The 19,625-nt window shown below is 62.6% G+C and carries 17 protein-coding genes, 1 tRNA gene and 1 pseudogene; 4 read left to right on the top strand and 15 right to left on the bottom strand.

The genetic code is table 11. The features are described 5' to 3' along the window. The 5 genes from pstB to FCU66_RS07190 form a co-directional block, all read right to left on the bottom strand. Nucleotides 1-825 (bottom strand): phosphate ABC transporter ATP-binding protein PstB, encoded by an 825-nt coding sequence (gene pstB, locus FCU66_RS07210; RefSeq protein WP_127267721.1) that lies wholly within the window; start codon nucleotides 823-825, stop codon nucleotides 1-3. Between the two features lie 17 nt (nucleotides 826-842). Beyond that, on the bottom strand, nucleotides 843-2,159 hold the full coding sequence (pstA, locus tag FCU66_RS07205) for a phosphate ABC transporter permease PstA (RefSeq protein WP_136618848.1): 1,317 nt from the start codon (nucleotides 2,157-2,159) through the stop codon (nucleotides 843-845). Then, nucleotides 2,156-3,622, bottom strand: coding sequence for a phosphate ABC transporter permease subunit PstC (gene pstC, locus FCU66_RS07200; protein ID WP_136618847.1), 1,467 nt, complete (start codon nucleotides 3,620-3,622; stop codon nucleotides 2,156-2,158). The genes pstA and pstC overlap by 4 nt, the downstream gene beginning before the upstream one ends. Nucleotides 3,623-3,718: 96 nt before the next feature. Further along, complete coding sequence (locus FCU66_RS07195; protein WP_136618846.1) at nucleotides 3,719-4,747, bottom strand: substrate-binding domain-containing protein; 1,029 nt, start codon at nucleotides 4,745-4,747, stop codon at nucleotides 3,719-3,721. 515 nt (nucleotides 4,748-5,262) lie between these two features. Beyond that, the gene (locus FCU66_RS07190; protein WP_168991921.1) at nucleotides 5,263-9,828 is read right to left on the bottom strand and encodes a PAS domain-containing protein; all 4,566 of its coding nucleotides are present in this window, start codon (nucleotides 9,826-9,828) and stop codon (nucleotides 5,263-5,265) included. 191 nt (nucleotides 9,829-10,019) lie between these two features. On the opposite strand from FCU66_RS07190, the gene FCU66_RS07185 reads away from it, so the two are divergent. Continuing rightward, nucleotides 10,020-10,376, top strand: coding sequence for a hypothetical protein (locus FCU66_RS07185; protein WP_136618844.1), 357 nt, complete (start codon nucleotides 10,020-10,022; stop codon nucleotides 10,374-10,376). 84 nt (nucleotides 10,377-10,460) lie between these two features. On the opposite strand, the gene FCU66_RS07180 is transcribed toward FCU66_RS07185, so the two are convergent. Together FCU66_RS07180 and FCU66_RS07175 are read right to left on the bottom strand one after the other, a co-directional pair. Further along, a complete protein-coding gene (locus tag FCU66_RS07180; protein ID WP_136618843.1) occupies nucleotides 10,461-10,697 on the bottom strand; it encodes a hypothetical protein in 237 nt (78 codons plus the stop codon). A 101-nt stretch (nucleotides 10,698-10,798) separates the two neighbouring features. Beyond that, complete coding sequence (locus FCU66_RS07175) at nucleotides 10,799-11,728, bottom strand: DUF2865 domain-containing protein (RefSeq protein WP_136618842.1); 930 nt, start codon at nucleotides 11,726-11,728, stop codon at nucleotides 10,799-10,801. A 318-nt stretch (nucleotides 11,729-12,046) separates the two neighbouring features. On the opposite strand from FCU66_RS07175, the gene FCU66_RS07170 reads away from it, so the two are divergent. Beyond that, complete coding sequence (locus FCU66_RS07170) at nucleotides 12,047-12,262, top strand: hypothetical protein (protein WP_056587441.1); 216 nt, start codon at nucleotides 12,047-12,049, stop codon at nucleotides 12,260-12,262. 55 nt (nucleotides 12,263-12,317) lie between these two features. Here the strand turns inward: FCU66_RS07170 and FCU66_RS07165 are convergent. The 8 genes and pseudogenes from FCU66_RS07165 to FCU66_RS07130 form a co-directional block, all read right to left on the bottom strand. Next, a pseudogene (locus FCU66_RS07165) lies at nucleotides 12,318-12,682 on the bottom strand (hypothetical protein). A gap of 287 nt (nucleotides 12,683-12,969) precedes the next feature. Next, nucleotides 12,970-13,809 carry a glutathione S-transferase family protein gene (locus FCU66_RS07160; RefSeq protein ID WP_136618841.1) on the bottom strand — a complete coding sequence of 280 codons (840 nt, stop codon included), beginning with the start codon at nucleotides 13,807-13,809 and terminating at the stop codon, nucleotides 12,970-12,972. A gap of 22 nt (nucleotides 13,810-13,831) precedes the next feature. After that, nucleotides 13,832-14,413 carry a VOC family protein gene (locus FCU66_RS07155; protein WP_109665070.1) on the bottom strand — a complete coding sequence of 194 codons (582 nt, stop codon included), beginning with the start codon at nucleotides 14,411-14,413 and terminating at the stop codon, nucleotides 13,832-13,834. A 320-nt stretch (nucleotides 14,414-14,733) separates the two neighbouring features. Next, nucleotides 14,734-15,066 (bottom strand): hypothetical protein, encoded by a 333-nt coding sequence (locus FCU66_RS07150; RefSeq protein WP_246093819.1) that lies wholly within the window; start codon nucleotides 15,064-15,066, stop codon nucleotides 14,734-14,736. A gap of 540 nt (nucleotides 15,067-15,606) precedes the next feature. After that, entirely contained in the window at nucleotides 15,607-15,783 is a 177-nt protein-coding gene (locus tag FCU66_RS07145) for a Flp family type IVb pilin (protein WP_136618839.1), read from the bottom strand. A gap of 387 nt (nucleotides 15,784-16,170) precedes the next feature. Then, a tRNA-Glu gene (locus FCU66_RS07140) sits at nucleotides 16,171-16,245 on the bottom strand. A gap of 90 nt (nucleotides 16,246-16,335) precedes the next feature. Beyond that, the gene (locus tag FCU66_RS07135) at nucleotides 16,336-16,743 is read right to left on the bottom strand and encodes a VOC family protein (protein WP_136618838.1); all 408 of its coding nucleotides are present in this window, start codon (nucleotides 16,741-16,743) and stop codon (nucleotides 16,336-16,338) included. A 31-nt stretch (nucleotides 16,744-16,774) separates the two neighbouring features. Continuing rightward, nucleotides 16,775-17,158 carry a fimbrial protein gene (locus tag FCU66_RS07130; protein ID WP_136618837.1) on the bottom strand — a complete coding sequence of 128 codons (384 nt, stop codon included), beginning with the start codon at nucleotides 17,156-17,158 and terminating at the stop codon, nucleotides 16,775-16,777. A 26-nt stretch (nucleotides 17,159-17,184) separates the two neighbouring features. On the opposite strand from FCU66_RS07130, the gene FCU66_RS07125 reads away from it, so the two are divergent. Both FCU66_RS07125 and rpoH read left to right on the top strand, forming a co-directional pair. Then, nucleotides 17,185-18,234 carry an RluA family pseudouridine synthase gene (locus tag FCU66_RS07125; protein ID WP_136618836.1) on the top strand — a complete coding sequence of 350 codons (1,050 nt, stop codon included), beginning with the start codon at nucleotides 17,185-17,187 and terminating at the stop codon, nucleotides 18,232-18,234. 190 nt (nucleotides 18,235-18,424) lie between these two features. Continuing rightward, on the top strand, nucleotides 18,425-19,336 hold the full coding sequence (gene rpoH, locus FCU66_RS07120; RefSeq protein WP_013529255.1) for an RNA polymerase sigma factor RpoH: 912 nt from the start codon (nucleotides 18,425-18,427) through the stop codon (nucleotides 19,334-19,336). Nucleotides 19,337-19,625: the final 289 nt, after the last annotated feature.

Genomic DNA, 19,625 nt, shown 5'->3' with positions numbered 1-19,625 from the left:
TCAGCCGAACCGGCCGGTGATGTAGTCCTGGGTGCGTTTGTCGTCGGGGGTGGTGAACATCTTGTCGGTGGCTCCCTCCTCGACCAGATAGCCGAGATGGAACATCGCGGTGCGCTGCGACACGCGCGCCGCCTGCTGCATCGAGTGGGTGACGATGACGATCGTATAGTTCTGACGCAGTTCGTCGATCAGTTCCTCGACGCGAGCGGTGGCGATCGGGTCGAGCGCCGAACACGGTTCGTCCATCAGGATCACCTCGGGCGACACGGCGATGGCGCGCGCAATGCACAGACGCTGCTGCTGGCCGCCGGAAAGGCCGGTGCCAGGTTCCTGCAAGCGGTCCTTGACCTCGTTCCAGATTGCCGCCTTCTTCAGGCTCGACTCGACGATCTGATCCATGTCGGCCTTGCGCTTGGCCAGTCCGTGGATGCGCGGGCCATAGGCGACGTTCTCGTAGATCGACTTGGGGAACGGATTGGGCTTCTGGAACACCATGCCGACGCGCGCCCTGAGTTCGACGACGTCGATGTTCTTGTCGTAGATATCCTCTTCGTCGAGCGTTATCTTGCCGGTTACCCGCGCTGAATCGATGGTGTCGTTCATGCGGTTGAGGCAGCGCAGGAAGGTGGACTTGCCGCAGCCGGAGGGACCGATCAGCGCCGTCACCTGATTGAGGCGGACGTCGAGATTGACATCGAACAGCGCCTGCTTCTCGCCGTAGAACACGCCGACTTTGTCGCCGCGCATTTTGATCACTTCGTTCGATTTGGCGTTCATCTTGTCGCCCACTGCGTTTTCAAGGGACTGTTCGGTCATGATGTTCATACCAAAATGCCTTTTTTCTACCAGCGCCGCTCGAACCGACGCCGAAGCACGATCGCGGTGATGTTCATGGCCATGAGGAAGACGAGCAGGATGATGATGGCGCCGGACATGCGCTCGACGAAGGCGCGTTCGGCCTCGTTCGCCCACATATAGATCTGCACCGGCAGCGCGGTGGCCGGATCGAAAGGCGTCTTCGGAGAATCGGCGACGAAGGCGACCATGCCGATCAGGAGCAGCGGCGCGGTTTCGCCGAGCGCACGCGCAAGACCGATGATGGTTCCGGTGAGGATGCCGGGCGCGGCGAGCGGCAGGATATGCTGGAACACCATCTGCATCTTGGAGGCGCCAAGACCGAGAGCTGCCGAGCGGATCGACGGCGGCACGGCGGCAAGTGCCGCGCGCGTAGCGATGATGATCGTCGGCAGCGTCATCAGCGTCAGCACCAGGCCGCCGACGAAAGCGGCGGAGCGCGGCATGCCTAGGAAATTGATAAACACCGCGAGGCCGAGCAGGCCGAAGACGATCGACGGCACCGCGGCCAGATTGTTGATATTGACCTCGATCAGGTCGGTGAAGCGGTTCTTCTTGGCGAACTCCTCCAGATAGATGGAAGCGGCGACGCCGATCGGCAGCGCCAAAAGCAACACGATCACCATCATATAAAACGAACCGATGATCGCCACGCCCATGCCCGAGGTTTCCGGGCGGCTGGAGGCGCCGTAGGTGAACAGGCCGCTGTTGAAGTGCTCGGCCATCGCACCCTCGGCCTTGAGCTTGTTCATCCAGGTGATCTGCTGGTCCGAGACCTTGCGTCGCGCTTCCTCGACACTGAGGTCGATCTGGCCCTTGAAAGCCGAGTCGAGATTGGCCGCGGCGAGGATGTTGACGTCGCGCGTCGTGCCGATGACCGACGGATCGGCTGCGACGATGTCGCGCAACTGGACGCGGGCGCCTTCCGACAGGAAGCCCTTGAGCTTCTGGATCATCGGCTTGTCATCAGGAGAGATGCCGAGCTTGGCGACCAGCGCGTTTTCGGCGAGCTTGGGATAATTTGCCTTGATCAGAACGCTCGGATCGGTGGCGCGCTTGCCGGAAGGATCGATCACCTTCTCGTCGAACGTGATCGGCAGCGATACCGTCGTCTGCCAGAAGGCTGTGTAGCCTTTCGAGACGATGGTGATCAGCATGATGGCCAGGAACGCCAGGCCGACGGAAATCGCCACGGCGCCATAGATGCGGAAACGGCGTTCGGCGGCGTAGCGGGCCTTCAGGCCGATGTCGCGGCGCGGATGGGCCGCGGCCCTGACCATCGTATCCATGGGGATGTCGGTCATTCGTACTGCTCCCGGTATTTGCGCACGATGTAGAGCGCGACGATGTTCATCACCAGCGTCAGCGCGAACAGCGTCAGGCCGAGCGCGAAGGCGACCAGCGTCTGCGGCGAATTGAACTCGAGGTCGCCGGTGAGCTGGTTGACGATCTTGACGGTGATGGTCGTCATCGCCTCGAACGGGTTGATGGTGAGGTTGGCGGCGACGCCCGCCGCCAGCACGACGATCATCGTTTCGCCGATGGCGCGCGAGGCGGTCAACAGGATGGCGCCGACGATGCCGGGCAGTGCCGCCGGCAGGATCACCCGCTTGATCGTCTCGGAGCGGGTCGCGCCGAGGCCGAGCGAACCGTCGCGCATGGCGCGCGGCACCGCGGTGATGATGTCGTCGGACAGAGAGGACACGACCGGGATCAGCATGACGCCCATGACCAGGCCGGCGGTGAAGATGCTCTGGCCCTGGATGAAGGGCGAACCGCCGGTCAGAGCCGCGGACAGGTCGCGCAGGAATGGTCCGAGTGTGACGACGGCGAAGATGCCGTAGACGATGGTCGGTATGCCGGCCAGCAGTTCAAGCGCCGGCTTGACCACCGAGCGCACCCTGGGTGTTGCGTATTCGGCCATGTAGACAGCCGACATCAGCCCGACCGGCACCGCCACCAGCAGTGCGACGGCGGCGATGTAGAGCGTGCCGGCAAGAAGCGGGATCAGGCCGAACTGGCCCTGGCTGCCACCCGAACCGGCAGCGGCAAAACGTGGATCCCAGACCGTGCCGAAGAAGAAACTCATCGGCGAGACGCTCTCGAAGAAGGTGATCGTCTGGAACAGCATCGAAAGCACGATGCCGACGGTGGTCAGGATGGCGATGGTGGAGGCGGCGAGCAGCCCCCACAGCATCAGCCTCTCGACGTTGTTGCGCGCCCTGGCGCGCGGCGCGATCTGCCTGAGCGCATGGAAGGCGCCGGCGATCGACAAAGCGAGAATGATGACAGCACCGAACAGGCCGAGCCGGTCCTGGACCTTGTTCGCCTCGACGGCGATCGGGATCATGTAGTCCTGCGTGTCGCTCGCCAGTGCCACGCCCTTGGCGGCGAGCTGCGGCTGCAGTTCGGCGAAGCTGGCAGGCAGCGCGGCCAGTGTGCCTGCATCGAGTTTGCGCAGGCCCCTGGCGAGGCTCTTTACCAGGCTGACGTCCAGCGCCTCGCTGGCAACCTTGCTGTCGACGGTGCGCTCGGGCAAGGCAGCGTGAATGTGTCGGTCAAGATAGACCGAAGAGCCGCCGGCCCAGACGGCAAGTAGCAAAAGAGCAGGCAGGACGGCGAGCAGGAAGGCCCACCAGCCGTGATAATGGGCACGCGAATGCGGCTTGACCTTGCCATTGTCCTGGGCCGCGGCACGCTGCCGGCCGATGAAAAAGGCAACCAGGCCGATGACAACGACGATGGCCAGTACGAGCAAGGACGACATGGACCCACCCCAAGGGAAATTCTAACGCAGCCGCCATTGCGGCGTGCGGTGAAACCAGGGCGCGGGTTTGGTCCGCGCCCTGGTCCGGTAGCTTGATTACATCGTCTTTCCGGCGGCGAACTCGTCGCGCTGAGCCTTGCGCTCGGCGTCCGGAGCCGAGACCAAGCCGTACTGGGCGAGCGGGCTTTCCGGGCCGATCATCTGGTCGTCGAGGAAGAACTCGACATATTCCTTGAGGCCGGGAACGACGCCGAGATGCGCCTTCTTGACATAGAAGAACAGCGGGCGCGACACGGGATACTTGCCGGTGGCGATGGTCTCGGTCGAAGGCACGATGCCTTCCACGGTGGCGACCTTCAGCTTGTCGGCATTGTTCTCGTAGAAGGCGAGGCCGAACACGCCGACACCGGTCTTGTTGGAGTCGATGCGGGCGAGCGTCTCGGTATAGTCGCCATCGATGTCGACGGCCTTGCCGTCCTTGCGAATGGCGATGCAGGTCTTGCCGATTTCCTTGTCGTCGGCAATGCCGGTGGCCTTGATGGCGGCCTTGTCGCAGCCGGCGTCAAGAAGCTTGGTCTCGAACACTTCACGCGTGCCGTGCTTCTCGCCTGGAATGTAGGCAGCGATATCCCAATCGGGCAGCTTCGGATTGACCTGGTTCCACTTGGTGTTCGGATTGTCGACGAGCTTGCCGTCGACGACCAGCTTGGCGGCGAGCGCCTTGTAGATGTCGGCGGGAACCAGCGCCCAGTCCGGACCCTTGATGTCGGTGGCGAAGACGATGCCGTCATAGCCGATCCGGACTTCCTGCACTTCCTTCACGCCGGCGTCGGCGCAGGACTTGAGTTCGTCCTTCTTGATCGGACGCGAGGAATTGGCGATATCGATGGTGTCTTCGCCGACGCCCTTGCAGAATTCCTTGATGCCGGCGCCGCTGCCGCCGGATTCGACAACCGGGGTCTTGAAGTTGGTGAAGGTTTCGCCGAACTGCTCGGCGACGATCTTGGCATAGGGTAGCACGGTCGATGATCCGGCGACCTGTATCTGGTCGCGCGCGGCGGCGAAGCCGGACGACGCGGCGAGCGCAAGCGCCGCGGCCGACGCCGTATAGAGGAATTTCTTCATGTGGCCTGCTCCTGTTCGGAAGATGGTCTCTTCGGCGCCAGTGTCAGTCGGCGCCCGCTGAGGCCAATAGCCTTCGATTATTACAGTCGCATGACAGTTTGATGTCACCCCGGTAACGCGTCGTCGGGGTGGGGAAAGTGCCGGCCAGCCGGGGCTGGCGGCGGAGCCCGGCTTTGCTCCCGGAATCAGGCACTTGCGCCGTTTCAGACCAGGGCCGGCCCGCGGTTTCGGGCTCGCCGCCTCGGCAAAGAAAATCCGGACGGGAGCGCGTTGCTCTCGGCCAGACGGTGTCGTGGCCGGGCCATCGCCGAAAACAGGTCCGTTGGGGTAGGTTGACGCTGTCTCATGCCGGCGGTCGCTGCTCCCGCCCGTAACTGGGAAGAGCGGAATTCGAATGTGGTCATTGTCTCGATCAGGCACAGTTTTGATATGGTGCGATCGCACCATGGTGCTGCGCGCGGGACGCGTCACGAATCTCCGCATGGTTTCTCGCCAACAGGTGCGACGAGAATCCCTTACCCGGCGTTGCGCTGAGCCTGGCGGCTGGCGCCGACCCAGCGCTCGACCTTCTCGAGCAGGGCCCTGGGACTGATCGGCTTGGGCAGATAGTCGTCCATGCCGGCCTCCAGGCAGCGCTCGCGATCGCCCTTCAGTGCATGCGCTGTGACGCCGACGATCGGCACATGCGTGCCGGTTTCTTCCTCCAGCCGGCGAATGGCGGCGGTTGCTTCGAGACCGTTCATCTCCGGCATCGAGACATCCATCAGGATCATGCACGGATTGAGCCGGCCGAAGGCGTCGAGCGCCTTGCGGCCATTGCCGACGATCTCGAAACCATAACCGGTCTCGCCGAGAATCTGGGTGAACACCATCTGGTTCACCTCATTGTCCTCGGCCACCAGGATATCCAGCCTGTCGCCGCCACCCGCCACGGGCGGCCGGGGGCGAATCGAAGGCGGCTGCAGCAGCGCCCGCTGTTCGGACGGTGCAGAGGGCTGCGGCCGCGCAACATTGTTTGCAGCGACGTCGGCTGCGAGCGGCAGCGCGTCGCTGCCGCTCGTGTTGTGGCGATGCCGCTGGATGGTGGCGACCAGCGTTTCCAGCAGCACCGAAGAGCGCGCCGGCTTGATCAGCTGGGCATCGATGCCGAGATCGCGATAGCTGGTGTTGGCGAGCGACTGGTCGACCGAGGTCAGCATGATGATCGGCGTGCCGGCAAGGCCGGCGGTGTTGCGCACGATACGCGCCATTTCGGCGCCGCTCATCTCAGGCATCTGGTAGTCGAGCACGACGCAATCGACCGGCACGCCATAAGCGGCGGCGGCGATCAGCACCTTGAGGCCCTCGGCGCCGCTTTCGGCAGCGCAAGAATCGAACGTCCACGATGTCATCTGCTCGGTCAGGATGGCCCTGTTGACGGCATTGTCGTCGACGATGAGCACGCGCGCGCCGGTCACGTCGATCGGCATGATGCGTCGCCCGTTCTGCTGTCCGGCCCTCGGCAGCGTCACCGTGAACCAGAAGGTCGAACCCTTGCCTTCGGCGCTCTCGACCCCGATGTCGCCGCCCATCAGCTCGACCAGCCGCGAGGTGATGGCGAGGCCGAGGCCCGTCCCCTCGTGCCGCCTCGTCGACGAGGTGTCGACCTGGCTGAACTTCTCGAACACCAGTTTCAGTTTTTCCTCGGGGATACCGATGCCGGTGTCGGTGACCGAGATCGTCAGCTTCGTTCCGGTTGGAACCCTCTCGCCGGTGACGTCGACAAGCACATGGCCTTCATCGGTGAATTTCACCGCGTTGCCGAGCAGGTTGGTGACGATCTGCCTGATGCGGCCGACATCGCCGACGAACAGGCTCTCGAGACGAGGCTCGACGCGCACGATGAGCTCGAGGTCCTTCTCCTTGGCGCGTGTCGACACCAGCGTCGCGACATCCTCGATCGCCTCGGCAAGATTGAAGGGCGCCGGATCGAGCACCAGCTGACCGGCATCGATCTTGGAGAAGTCCAGGATGTCGTTGATGATGGTGAGCAGCGCGTTGCCCGATTTCACGATGATGTCGGTAAACGTCTTCTGCTTCGGGTCGAGGTCCGATTTGGCCAGCAGTTCGGCCATGCCGAGCACGCCGTTCATCGGCGTACGGATTTCGTGGCTCATATTGGCGAGGAATTCCGACTTGGCGCGGTCGGCGAGCACGGCGCGCTGCCGCGCCTCGCGCAGCTCGGCCTCGCGCGTCTTCAATTCGGTGATGTCGGTGGTCGAGCCGATCAGGTAGAGCGACCCGTCGGAGGCGATCATCGCCCCTTTGCGGGCAAACTGATGCCGCACGCTGCCGTCGGCCGCCGTCACGGTCTCTTCGACCTCTTGCGTTTCACCGCTGCGCAGCACCGCAAGGTCGCTGTCGACGAAGGCCTCGCCATCCGGCCCGAAGATCTCGATGTCGGTCTTGCCGGTAGCCTCTTCCTTGCTGAAGCCGGTGAGATCGCACCAGCCCTTGTTGACGTAGAACTGCCTGAGGTCGGAGCGCTTGGCGTAGATCGACACCGGCACATTGTCGATCAGGCTGCGGAACACCTCGTTCTCGCGCATGCTTTCTTCCAGCGCACGCTCGCGCGCCTTGACGTCGGTGATGTCGGTGCTGGAACCCACCAGATGCACCGACCCGTCCAGCGCCACCAGGCGGCTCTTGCGTGTCATCAATTGCCGAACCGTGCCGTCGCGATGGGTGACGGGTTCCTCGACCTCCTTGACAGCGCCTGTCACGGCGACTTGTGTGTCGTCCTGACTGTAGCCATCGGCGTCCTGCGCGCCGAACAGCTGGCGGTCGGTGCGGCCGATGACTTCCTCCTTGGCGAAGCCGGTTATCGCGCACCAGGCCTTGTTGACGAATTCGATGCTCAGGTCTTGCGCCTTGATGAAGGCGGCCACCGGCAACTCGTCCAGCACGTGCCGGAACAGATCGATCTGGCGCATCGAGTCGCGCAACGCCGCCTCGCGGCTCTTGATCTCCGAGATGTCGACCCGCACGCCGATGAAGGTGCCATCGTCGGTCCGCATGTCATAGACCTGATACCAGCGGCCGTCGGGGTTGTGACGCTCGTAGGAGGAATTGGGCAAGCGGTAGCGGGCGAGGATTGCGTCCAGCCAGCGATCATGGTCGCCGTCGTAGAGCTTGTCGACTTGCGGATCACCGCTGTTGCGGAAATAGCCGTTCGTATGGCCGAGGATGAGTGCCTCGCGGAATGTACAGCCGGGCTGCCATGCCGGCTTCAAGGCCGGCAGCGTATCCTGGATCTTGCGGTTGGCGAAAACGAACCTGTCGTCGCGATCGTAGATGATCACGGCCGCCGGCAAGGATTCCAGCACGCTGGCGAGATGCTTGCGCGCGTCCTCGGCCTCCGTCTCGCGGCGCTTCATATCGGAAATGTCGAACAGGAAACCGGCAACGTAGTTGCGGCCGCTGGCCATGCCGACGCGGCTCTTCCTGACGATGCGCGAACGGCTGGCGCCATCGGCCTGGAAATTTTCTTCCACTTCGTACGGGCGCCCGCTGGCAAGCACGTCCCGTTCACTCTGCTCGAAAAGCGCGACAGCGTTCGTCGAGAGGAAATCGCCGCCGGGTTTGCCGAGCATGGCTTGCGGCGTCTGGCCGAACAGGGCGGCGAACGCTTCGTTGACGAAGACGAAGCGCAGATGGTCGTCCTTGACGAAGATCGGATCCTTGACGGCGTTGATCACCGCTTCCGCCAGCCGCGCTTTCTCCAGCGCATCGGCAAGTTCGGCCTCGCGGTCCTTCATGTCCGTGACGTCGACATAGGAGATCAGCCGCTTGCCGCCGGCCAACGGCGCCGTCGACGATATCAGCGTGCGGCCGTCATTGCGCGGGAACTGCCGCGATCCGGCGGTCCCGGCCCTGATTTCCGCCTCGCGCTCGGCGATATGCCGCTGCCATGTCGCGTCGTCGGAACCAAACGGGTCGATGTCGCGGCTGGCATCCATCAGATCGCGGAAGCTGCAGCCGATCTCGGCGCGCCGGGCGTCGATCTGCCAGAAATCGTAGAAGGCACGGTTGATGACTTCGGCGCGCATATCGGCATCGAGGACGAGGACACCGATCGGCATCTGATCGACCATGGTGTGGAGATTGGCGAAGGTCTCGGCGATCTTGGCGTTGGCGCTCTCGATCTCGGCATCGCGATGCTTGATCTCGGTGACCTCATAATAGGTCAACAGCCGCTTGCCCCCCGACAGCGCCGTCACCGAGAACATCATCGTCCTGCCGTTGGCATGGACAAACTCGCGCGGCGCGACCGAGCCGGCACGAACCTCGTCGATACGGGCGGCGAGGTAGCGCTGCCATTGCTGTTCTTCGATGTCGCCATAGATGCCGTTGCGGCGGTTGAGTTCCATCAACAGGCTGAACGGAGCGCCGACGGTGACAGCGCCGTCCGGAATCCTGGAGAGGTCGCGATAAGCCTTGTTGACGATCAGCGTGTCGAGCCTGGCGTCGAGGAGCACGACGCCCATGTGCATGGCGTCCATCGTCCGCTCGAGATCGGCCAGATGCTGGTCGGGTTCGCCGTCCGTCGATGGTCCCTGCCCCGGACTTTTGAAGGCGCCGGCCAATGCCGTGACGTTGCGGCCGATGCCGCGATAGCCGGCAAACCGTCCCTCTCCGTCGAACCTTGGAAAGCCCGATGTCGAAACCCAGCGGCAATCGGCGCTTCCACCTTTCACTTCATAGACGAAGTCGCGAAAAGGCCGGTGCGCCTGCAGATCCCCCAGATGCGCGGCGCCACTGCGGTCGCCGTTCAGGACCTGATTGAGGAAATCGAAGCGGAACCGGCCGAGCACGTTTGCCGGATCGATGCCGGTGGCTGCCTGATAGTGTTCTGAAAGCCAGGAGAAGCGCAGCTCGGCGTCGGTCTCCCAGACCCAGTCCGAACCGGCTTCGACCAGTTGGCGAAGCGCATCGACCGAATCCATACCTGTGGCGGGCGATGGTGTATCGTCGCCATGCATCGTCGATTTGCGAGGCCCGCGTTTGCCGCGCGCGCCGATTGTGTCGTCCGCTTCCGCCATGCCGTCCCCACCCCGAAAACCAAGGCCGAACCCTCCTCCGCGGTTCGTCGGCGGAATGTGCCCGAGAAGCATTAACGATCCGCTAACCATAATGGACTCGTCAGACAAATTGGCCAGCACGAGCTGCGTTGTTCCGCCCGGTTGTCGGCGGGATCGAAGCCGCTATATAAGCAACGGCAGGGGTATTGCTGATGCTTGGACGGATTGTGCCTTTTTTCATGGGGCTGGCGCTGCTTTTCGGCAGCGGCTGCTCGCGCAGTTATGACGGCACCGTCGTCATCCCGAGACCGCTCGATGTCCGGCGCTTCTGGGATCGCCCGCCACCGAATGTCAACTACGGGCCATCAGAGGTCGAAAACGGCGCCTTTCCGGTGGCGCCACAGCCGCCGAGGCGGTTTTCAGAGCGCAGGGTCATGACGCATGCCGCGCCGCCCAGACGGCACCAGACGAGGTTGCCCGCGTCAGCGTCCCTCTCTGCCCCGGTGAAACCGCTCACATGCAGGAACGTCAGCGAACCCGGCAAGAGGGCTCGCATGGTCTGCGACTAGAGCAATTCCAGGAAAAGTGTGTAGCGGTTTTCCGCCCGGAATTGCATCAAGACAAAGAGATAGAGCAATTCCATCAACCTGCGTTCACAGCGAGGCGGCGCCCTTTTTCGGCTCTTTCGCACCGAGCTTGTCGAGTGCGAAACGAACCTGACGCAGATCGTCCTGCCAGCCGTCATCGTCGCCCATCGGGCTCTCGGAGGCCGCCCGCTGCAGCCCGCGCGCCTCGGATTCAATGTCGCGCAGTTCAGCGATTTTCTGTTCGGTGGTCAGCGAGCCGTCTTCGACGATCTCCAGCACCCGCATTTCCCTGAACGTGGCCATGGCGTTTCTCCTGGCTGATGTCGATCACAACGCCATGAGCGCCCCTCCGTTCCAGCCGGGTCGCAACAGGCTTGCGGCAGCCGGGCTTCCGCCAATGGTGCTCAGTCGGCAGGGAAGAAGGCCGGGCCGACCACGCGCACCGCCCGCTTGCTGGCCTCGATCGACTGGTGCTGGGCAGCGCCCGGGGTTTCGGCATCGGGCACCGGAACGGCTGCAACGGTGCCAAGATCCGGGGTGCCAAGATCCGGTTTTACCGTCGGCAGCGGAATGATGGCGTTGCTCATGTCGGCGGGCGTCACCGTCCTGGCGCGCAGTTCGGTGACCCGCTGGTAATAGCGCTTGACGTCGCATGCCTTGAAATTCGCGTCATCACGGTATCTGAAGGCCGCTGGCAGCTCGGTATAGGGCTTGCGCGTATCGAGCGCGACCATCTGGTCGGTTTCGAGGCTGGCGTCGCTCAACGTGTAGAGGTCGACGCTGGGATCATCGCAGATGTAACGGCATTGATCGGCCGTCTCCTTCAGATCGTCGCTGGCGGCGAATTGCGACTTTGGCGCCGGGAAGAAATACCCGTCCGACAGGCGCACGCAAAACAGCATCGCATTGCCGCCGAGTGTGGCCCCCGCCGATTGGGTGCCGGGCGCGGCGCGCGCCGGCCGTTGCTTTGCCGAAGGCGCGCAGCCAAGCGCGACGAAGCGCGCCTGCAGGCCCGATGTGTCCCGGCCCGAATTCCCCGCGGCAGCGATCCGGCGCTGCACATCCGTGCGGCTCCTGGCGAGGTCGGCGCAAGCGTTGAAGAGGCCACCGAGCGAATTTTTCGCCGTGCACTGTCGCTGTCTCTCGATAGTCTGGATGGCGGCAAGTTGCCGGCGCAGCTGGGCAAGCTCCGGGCTCGCCCCGCCGCTGCGGCCAGCCGAAAGCAACTGGCTTCTGATCGCGCCGCAGCTGTCCGCGTAGGACGAAAGCGTACCGAACAAAACCGCCGCCAGCGATATCAGCGCGATCATCATGGGATGCCAGAAACGGGTCATCGGGACGACTTGGCCCTTGTTGCGGAGAACCTGGAACTACAGTTCTTGACTTCGGCAAGCTTTGGCTAAATGAGTAACGTCTAATTTCTACAAGCTTTTCAATCTGGAGAGACCTTTACCTAGTGTATTAGGTCGCCTCCTGTAAATTCGATATTACATTTTTATTTCAAGATTGAGACGAACCCCAAAACAATGCGGCAGGCCCGACGATCGCCGAGAGCCGCGGCGCAACGGGCCGGGATCAATCCGCCGTTACCGCCATGTGCTTTTGAAACCTTTGCCCGGTCTTCGGCGTTGAATGGCCAAAGGAGAACGCAGATGTCGATCCACTTCACTGTCTCGGACCTGACAAGAAACCTGTTTCACTCGCTGGGGCTGGATCACGAGCGCGCACCAAGGCCTCTCAACCCCGAGCAAAGCCTGTTGCTGGAATGCTATCTGGCCGGCCAGGTTCCGGAATCGGCCTGGAACGACTACGTTTTCGAGACGCCCGATCTTGCCCGGCACGCCGAGGCAAGGCGCAGTCACCATTGAGCCGTGCGGCACGGGCCGAGCGCATCTTGGCAATGCGGCTTGCGCCGCTCGTGGGCTATTTGGGAGAGGCGAATTGCAACGTGAACACGTTGCCGGCGATCCCCTGCGCCAGCTTCGCTGAGAAGGTCAGGGGCAGGCAATTCTGCAAAGCCGCTGTCGCAGCATCGACAAACGATTTTTTCGCCTTGGCATCGCCATCACCTTGATGGCTGTCGGCCTCGGTGGGCCGATCAGCGTGCCGTCCCGCTTGAAGCTGAAGCTCAAGGTGACGCTGGCAGTTCCGGCGTCCGCCGGCGGCGTCCAGCATGCCTGGATGGCGTCCCCGACATCGTTCATGGTGTTGAGTTCAGCCGCATTTGAAGGATGAACGGCACTCGCCAGCATCACGCCCGCAACCGCAACCCTCGCAACGCTTTTCATCGCCAGCCCTCGTCTCACATCTGACCGACAATCATGCCGGACTGCCCAAATGGATGGTAGGGCCAACGCCGGCAATGACAATATCTCTCGGCAAAAGTTGACGCCAAAGAAGCGACACCGGACGAGGCTTGCGTGGCCCGATCGCGCCCAGCGACAGCGTGCGAAAAGCAAAAAGGCCGGCATTGCGCCGACCTTTCCTATCGCTACGACGTTCTGCGCCAGTACATCCGTGGTCGCGGGCCGAAAGCGAATTGCCTCCAGTAGACAGGGCTTTGGTTAACGAATCCTTAAGCTGAGGCCTTGGCCTGCGACTTCACATAGGCAATGTAGCCGCGCACGTCGCCGGCCGGCTCGCTATAGGCCTTGCCGAGCTTCTTCTCGACCGCTGCCACATAGTCCTTCGCCCATTTGGGCAGAGGATAGTCGATGACGGCCAGGAATTCGAGCGTCGCCGCCAGGCGAATATCGGCGATGGACGGGTTCTTGCCGCCGATGAACGGCTTGCCGTCCCTGAAGAAAGAGTGGAAGACCTCCAGCGGCTCGGCGATCGCGGCCATCGCCGCCTTCTGGGCTTCGGACTTCTTGTCGGGGTGGGCGTCGCTGTGGCCGACCTCGCCGGCATATTGCGGAAAGCCGAGGAACGGATAGGTGGCGCGCGCCACATAGGGGTAGAGCGTACCGACCAGGTAGAACATGGCGCTGTCGATCATCGCCCGCTTGGCCGGCGCCTTGGGATAGAATTTCTCCAGGCCGTGCTTGTTGGAGAGGTATTGCATGATGGCGCAGCTTTCCCACAACACGCCTCTGGGAAGGCCCTTGTCCTCGATCATCGGCGTCAAATGGGCGGGGTTTCGCGCCATGAATTCCGGCGAACGGGTGTGGCCCCAGGCATCGGTCTCGGCGGTGTCCAGCCCGGCCGCGCGCGCGAACACCCGGACAGTCATGTTGTTGACGCTGGGCTTCAGCATGCTGAGCTTCAAGGCCGGTTTCTTCGCCGGCTTCGTCTTCGCCTTCACAGCGGGCTTGGCGGCTGCCTTGGCCGCCGGCTTTGCTGCAGCTTTCGCCGCCGGCTTGGCGGCTGCTTTGGCGGCCGGTTTCTTCGCACTCTTCGTCGCTGTCTTGGCCATCTTGTTCCTCCCTGTGGTTTGTTCAGTATGGGTTCTTCGCTGCCCGATCGTCCGACAAGGTTGCGCGGGACCGCTCGACAAGCGCCTGGATCGCATCGGCGAGATGCACTTCGGCGATATTGTAGTCGCCACGCGCGACACGCAGCCTGTGCGCTTCCATCAGCACGTCGGCATGGGTGAAGCCCGCCGGCGGCTCGAAGCGGTAGGACGCCAGTTCGATCAGCAGGCCGAGCGGATCCTCGAAATAGATCGAATCCATGAAGCCGCGATCCTTGACGCCGCTGTGCTTGATGCCGCGCTCGTCGAGCCGGGCGACCGCCTGCAGGAAGGTGACGCGCGACACCGAAAAGGCGATGTGGTGGACGCAACCCGGATCGGTCGGCGTGCGCCGCTTCTCCGGCGTGCGGCTCTCATCGGTGAAAATGGTGATCAGCCGGCCGTCGCCGGGATCGAAATAGAGGTGGCTTTCCCTGGGCTTGTCGAGGTTGGGCTGCTCGAAGATGAACGGCATGCCGAGCACGCCTTCCCAGAAATCGATCGAGGTCTGACGCCCGGCGCCGACCAGCGTGATGTGATGGACGCCCTGCGATTGCAGCTTCTGCATTGGCCTTCCTCCCCCGTGGTATCAACTGCCCGTCCGGATCTGCCCCGGCACCCGGCGTTCTGCGCGCCGCTGGAGCCGTGCCTCAGGTCCATGACGCGATGCTAATGCAATCGGCCCCGCTGCGCCAGAAGCGTCGAATGCGACCAGGATTGGAAGATTGGTGGAGAGATCTGAGAGATTCGCGGTCTTCGGTCGAAACCGAATTGCGTCCAATCCAAGCACGCTAATGCATGTCGCTCAAAAGTGGCCCCGGTTTGAGACGACGACATGCATAGAAACAAAGACTTAAAGCGCGTCGCTTGAATCCGCTTCGACGCGCTTTAGTCGAGAAATTTGATTTTCTTGAAGGCCATCATCTCTCCCATGACGTTGCCGCTATCATCGACCTGCTGCCCTTGCCCGACTGTAACCGTCACGCGTTTTCCCTTGTAGCGGGACGGCATCACGGTTTGCTCGTTCCAGCTTTCGCACTCGGGCGCGGAACACAGGCCGACTTGCTCGGCCTTTTTGCGGTCGACGACGGTCAGGTAGCAATTGTCGCCGCATTCGAACCCTCGAATGGTGCCCGTGATCTTCCTGTCCTTGGAGAAGGACGGGCCACATTGGGCAATCAGGGACACGGAGACGAGGAGGGCCAAGACCAGTTGTTTCATGCAGCCAACTTGCTGCAACATGCTGTGCCGCGCAAGCATCACATCTGGCGGACAATCCTTGGTACGCCCAAGGGCCGCACTGGCGCACGGTGCTCGCCACCAAGAGCAAGGTAGAAGCAGAGGCGCGCTTGAACAGGCGATGGTCCTGGACGGCGTTAAGCGCAGATCGAAGAGATCGCACTGAAGGTGAAGAAGGGGCGCTGACGCCGTGCGCCGTGGCCCGAAAACCTGGTCCCTGATCAAATGAAAAACCCGCCACAGGAGCGACCTGCGGCGGGCTTTTGGAGTGGCTACATCCCTGAAGGAATCGACCGCTTGTAGTTGCATTGTGAACTGTGTGATCGCGTTAGCCTATGGTGTGATCGCGGAAGCCTGGGGCAAGCGCCTTGCCGACCAATGTTGGTGCCGTTCCAGGCACTTGCGCAGCCATGAGGATTTGCGGCACGCCTCGCCGATGGCCATGGCTAGGATGAAGCCGGCGCGCGCAGTCTACCCGAAGTCGACGAATCGGCCGTGGGCCGACCGAGTAGATGTACCGATTTACGACCCGCTGCTGTTGACCGTAGTACCGATGTTCGTGAACATCCCGTTGAGCGAATTGCCAAGCGCACCGGCGCCGGTGATGATCGCCAGCGCGATAAGAGCCGCGATTAGACCATACTCGATCGCGGTGGCGCCAGACTCGTCCCGAGCGAAACGGGAGACTATTTTCTGCATTTCCAACCTCCTGGCATTACTAAAGCTATCACTAATATATTGCTATGAGTTGCAGTGCGGTTAAGGTTCTCGGTTGCGGGTCCGTTAACATTTGCCAGACAAATGAAATGAAGGCTGGAGCCGCAGGTGCCATTGGGGGTTTCGAGGCTGCGGCCATATGCTGAGCGGCCGGGCGTGCCACACGCCAATTCGACGGAAGGCAACTGAGGCTGGTATTTTTCAGCCCTCCGAGTTGGACCTGTTGAAACGCGTGCTTGGGTCGAGGGTCAATCGCCCGATGATCAAGGAAGCTTTCCGCGTCGCGTCGGCGGATCACTGTTCACCCTGCGAAGGTCAACGACTTCGGAAAACGAAATCGATGGCATCCTGCAAATTTGTCGGAATCCCTGGTACGCCCAAGGGGAATCGAACCCCTGTTCCCGCCGTGAGAGGGCGGTGTCCTGACCGCTAGACGATGGGCGCGTTCAAGAACCGGCGATATAGGCTGAGCGCTGGGAAAAAGCAACTGGGGGTCGGCCGCTTTCCCTTATCGGGGAAAAGTCGGCTCCGGTGCTACCGTTTCGGCTCGATCAGGTCCCAGAGATTGCCGTGCAGATCGGCGAAAACCGCCACCGCACCATAGGGCTCGAAGCGCGGCGCCTCGCGAAATTCGACGCCCTTTTCCAGCATCGCCGCATGGTCGCGGGCAAAGTCGTCGGTTTCGAGGAACAGGAAGACACGCCCGCCGGTCTGGTTGCCGATGCTTTTGCTTTGTGCCTCGTCGGAAGCCTCGGCCAGCAGCAGCCTGGCGCCTTGCCCGTTGGCCGGCGCCACAGTAACCCAGCGCTTGCCGCCGCCGAGATCGACATCCTCGATGAGCAGGAAGCCCAGCCGCTCGACATACCAGGCAATCGCCTCGTCATAGCTGGCGACGACCAGGGCCACGGTCGCGACACGGCGGTGTTCGGCGAACCCGGTCATGCCTGAGGCTTGTTCATTGCTTGCTGACCGCTCATTTGTTGCGGATCGCAAAACGGCCGATCAGACGGCGCTCGGCGATGTCGTAGACGAAGATCGTGCGGCTGCCGTCGGCAAGCTCGGCGTCGATCGAGAGGCGATTGCCGGACAGCGACTGGCTGACCACCCTGGCGCCGACCGGCAGCACGATGTCGCCGCTGACCGGTTCGCCGGCGGGTGTCTGGATGTCGCCGGCCAGTGGCGGGCTCTCGGGAGATGCTTTGCGGGATTTGTAGACAATCGCCGCGATCACCACCATAAGAGCCAGCAAAAGCAGGCCGAGGTTGATGGCCATGAAGCGGATGAGCTTGCCGCGTACCTTGTCGATCTCAGGGTCGAGCGGCTTTTCCTGGTCTTCCTCGGCAATTGGGCTGGCCATGGCAAATAATCCGGAACGGTTTTTCAATGAGCGCTCATAGCGAAGAGGCCCCCGAATTGATAGAGGACCAGTTCATGCAGCCCGCCGTGCTGGTGGCAGGCTCGGATGCGGCCGGTCTGCGCCTCGACCAGTGGCTGGCGGCGAGCCTCGGCCCGGACATGTCGCGCAGCCGCGTGCAGATGCTGATCAGGCAAGGCGCGGTCTCGGTCGACGGCAAGCCTGTCGACGAAACCAAGCGCAAGATGACGCCAGGCGAAAGCGTATCGGTTGTCATGCCGGAGCCGGAGCCGGCGGCACCACAGGGCGAGAACATCGCGCTCGATGTGCTCTATGAGGATGACGAGCTGATCGTCATCAACAAGCCGGCGGGGCTTGTCGTTCACCCCGGCTCCGGCAACTGGACCGGCACGCTGGTCAACGCGCTGATCCATCACTGCGGCGACAGCCTTTCCGGCATCGGCGGTGTGCGCCGGCCGGGCATCGTGCACCGCCTCGACAAGGAGACCAGCGGCGTCATGGTCGTCGCCAAGACCGACCGCGCCCACAAGTCGCTGTCCGAAGCCTTCGCCGATCACGGCCTGACCGGCGATCTCGAACGCGCCTATTTGGCGCTGGTCTGGGGCATACCGCAGAGGCCGACCGGAAGAGTCGACGCGCCGCTCGGCCGCGCCGCCGACCGGGTGCGCCGTGCCGTGGTGCCGGAAGGACGCGACGATGCCCGCCATGCGATCACCCACTTCGCCATGCAGGAGCGCTTCGGCGAGAACCAGCAGGAGTTCGCCACGGCCAGCCTGGTCGAGTGCCGGCTGGAGACCGGCCGCACCCACCAGATCCGCGTCCACATGGCGCATATCGGACATCCGGTGATCGGCGACCCCGATTATGGCCAGGCCTTCCGCACCAAGGCCAACCGGCTGCCCGAACCGCTGAAAAGTCAGGTCAAGGCATTTTCCCGGCAAGCTTTGCATGCCTGGCTCCTTGCATTTCGCCACCCCACTACCCATCTAACGATGAGGTTCGAAGCGCCTATACCGGGGGACATGGAGGAACTCGTAGGCGGTTTCCGCAAGCTCTGAACCTGCCACAGAAAAACCTGAGCGGCATTGTTCACTTCAGCGTGACACACTGTTTCGTGTTGAACAAATGCCTGTCTTTTCTGGTTTTGTTCCTGTATAAGATCCGATGTCGCGGGCGAGCCTTTTGGTGCTCGCGTCACATGCCCGCCGCGTTTCGGGGGCATCACTCCAATAGAGAGGGGGCGCTATCATGGCCCAGTCATTACCCAGTATCGTTTCCGGCGAAGGCGGCCTCAGCCGCTACCTGGAAGAAATCCGTCGCTTTCCCATGCTGCAGCCGCAGGAAGAGTACATGCTCGCCAAGCGTTACGCCGAGCATGAAGACACCTCCGCTGCGCACAAGCTCGTCACCAGCCACCTCAGGCTCGTCGCCAAGATCGCCATGGGCTATCGCGGCTATGGCCTGCCGATCGGCGAAGTGATCTCGGAAGGCAATGTCGGCCTGATGCAGGCCGTCAAGAAATTCGAACCCGAGCGCGGCTTCCGCCTCGCGACCTATGCCATGTGGTGGATCAAGGCCTCGATCCAGGAGTACATCCTGCGCTCGTGGAGCCTGGTCAAGATGGGCACGACCGCCAACCAGAAGCGCCTGTTCTTCAACCTGCGCAAGGTGAAGGGCAAGATCCAGGCGCTGGACGACGGCGACTTGAAGCCCGACCAGATCGCCGAGATCGCCACCAGGCTGAACGTTTCCGAAGCCGAAGTGGTGTCGATGAACCGCCGCCTGTCCGGCGACGCCTCGCTCAATGCCCCGATCCGGGCGAGCGAAGGCGAATCCGGCGAATGGCAGGACTGGCTGGTCGACGACCACGAAAGCCAGGAAGAGATGCTGATCGAGCAGGACGAGCTGGAAAACCGGCGCGGCATGCTGTCGGGCGCTCTTGCCGTGCTCAACGAGCGCGAGCGGCGCATCTTCGAGGCCCGTCGCCTCGCCGAGGAGCCGCTGACGCTGGAAGAGCTGTCGTCCGAGTTCGATATCAGCCGCGAACGCGTGCGCCAGATCGAGGTGCGCGCCTTCGAGAAGGTGCAGGATGCGGTCAAGGCCGCCGCCAAGCGCCAGACCCAGGCGCTGCGCACCATCGAGGCACAGCCGGCGGCGTAAAGCCGGCTAAGGCAATGAAACAAAAGGGCGGCGCCAGGAAACTGGCGCCGCCCTTTTTTGTGTCCAACGTCGACGCTGGCAATTGGCGAAAACGAGGGCGACAGCCAATCTCCCCCCTTGCGGNNGGGGGGTGTGAAGGATCGCCAACTTTCGAGTTCAGTCCCAGAGCAATTCCAGGAAAAGTGTGAAACGGTTTTCCGTCCGGAACTGCTCAAAACAAAGAGTTAGAGCCGGAACCAGTTCGAAGGCACAGCCACAATTAGCTGACAGGTCGGAGGGGCAGCACCCC

The sequence above is a fragment of the Mesorhizobium norvegicum genome, assembly GCF_004919685.1.
Taxonomy (GTDB): Bacteria; Pseudomonadota; Alphaproteobacteria; order Rhizobiales; family Rhizobiaceae; genus Mesorhizobium; species Mesorhizobium norvegicum.
Note: the sequence above shows the minus strand (reverse complement) of the source record. Positions and strands in the feature narration are given on the sequence as shown.

Bases quoted from the DNA above. Each gene is read 5' to 3' on its own strand.
- FCU66_RS07150 (WP_246093819.1), bottom strand. From the start codon at position 15,066: ATGAAACAACTGGTCTTGGCCCTCCTCGTCTCCGTGTCCCTGATTGCC.
- pstC (WP_136618847.1), bottom strand. From the start codon at position 3,622: ATGTCGTCCTTGCTCGTACTGGCCATCGTCGTTGTCATCGGCCTGGTT.
- FCU66_RS07170 (WP_056587441.1), top strand. From the start codon at position 12,047: ATGTCGATCCACTTCACTGTCTCGGACCTGACAAGAAACCTGTTTCAC.
- FCU66_RS07190 (WP_168991921.1), bottom strand. From the start codon at position 9,828: ATGGCGGAAGCGGACGACACAATCGGCGCGCGCGGCAAACGCGGGCCT.
- pstB (WP_127267721.1), bottom strand. From the start codon at position 825: ATGAACATCATGACCGAACAGTCCCTTGAAAACGCAGTGGGCGACAAG.
- FCU66_RS07145 (WP_136618839.1), bottom strand. From the start codon at position 15,783: ATGCAGAAAATAGTCTCCCGTTTCGCTCGGGACGAGTCTGGCGCCACC.
- FCU66_RS07125 (WP_136618836.1), top strand. From the start codon at position 17,185: ATGAGCGCTCATAGCGAAGAGGCCCCCGAATTGATAGAGGACCAGTTC.
- rpoH (WP_013529255.1), top strand. From the start codon at position 18,425: ATGGCCCAGTCATTACCCAGTATCGTTTCCGGCGAAGGCGGCCTCAGC.
- FCU66_RS07180 (WP_136618843.1), bottom strand. From the start codon at position 10,697: ATGGCCACGTTCAGGGAAATGCGGGTGCTGGAGATCGTCGAAGACGGC.
- FCU66_RS07195 (WP_136618846.1), bottom strand. From the start codon at position 4,747: ATGAAGAAATTCCTCTATACGGCGTCGGCCGCGGCGCTTGCGCTCGCC.
- pstA (WP_136618848.1), bottom strand. From the start codon at position 2,159: ATGACCGACATCCCCATGGATACGATGGTCAGGGCCGCGGCCCATCCG.
- FCU66_RS07155 (WP_109665070.1), bottom strand. From the start codon at position 14,413: ATGCAGAAGCTGCAATCGCAGGGCGTCCATCACATCACGCTGGTCGGC.
- FCU66_RS07160 (WP_136618841.1), bottom strand. From the start codon at position 13,809: ATGGCCAAGACAGCGACGAAGAGTGCGAAGAAACCGGCCGCCAAAGCA.
- FCU66_RS07175 (WP_136618842.1), bottom strand. From the start codon at position 11,728: ATGACCCGTTTCTGGCATCCCATGATGATCGCGCTGATATCGCTGGCG.
- FCU66_RS07135 (WP_136618838.1), bottom strand. From the start codon at position 16,743: ATGACCGGGTTCGCCGAACACCGCCGTGTCGCGACCGTGGCCCTGGTC.
- FCU66_RS07130 (WP_136618837.1), bottom strand. From the start codon at position 17,158: ATGGCCAGCCCAATTGCCGAGGAAGACCAGGAAAAGCCGCTCGACCCT.
- FCU66_RS07185 (WP_136618844.1), top strand. From the start codon at position 10,020: ATGCTTGGACGGATTGTGCCTTTTTTCATGGGGCTGGCGCTGCTTTTC.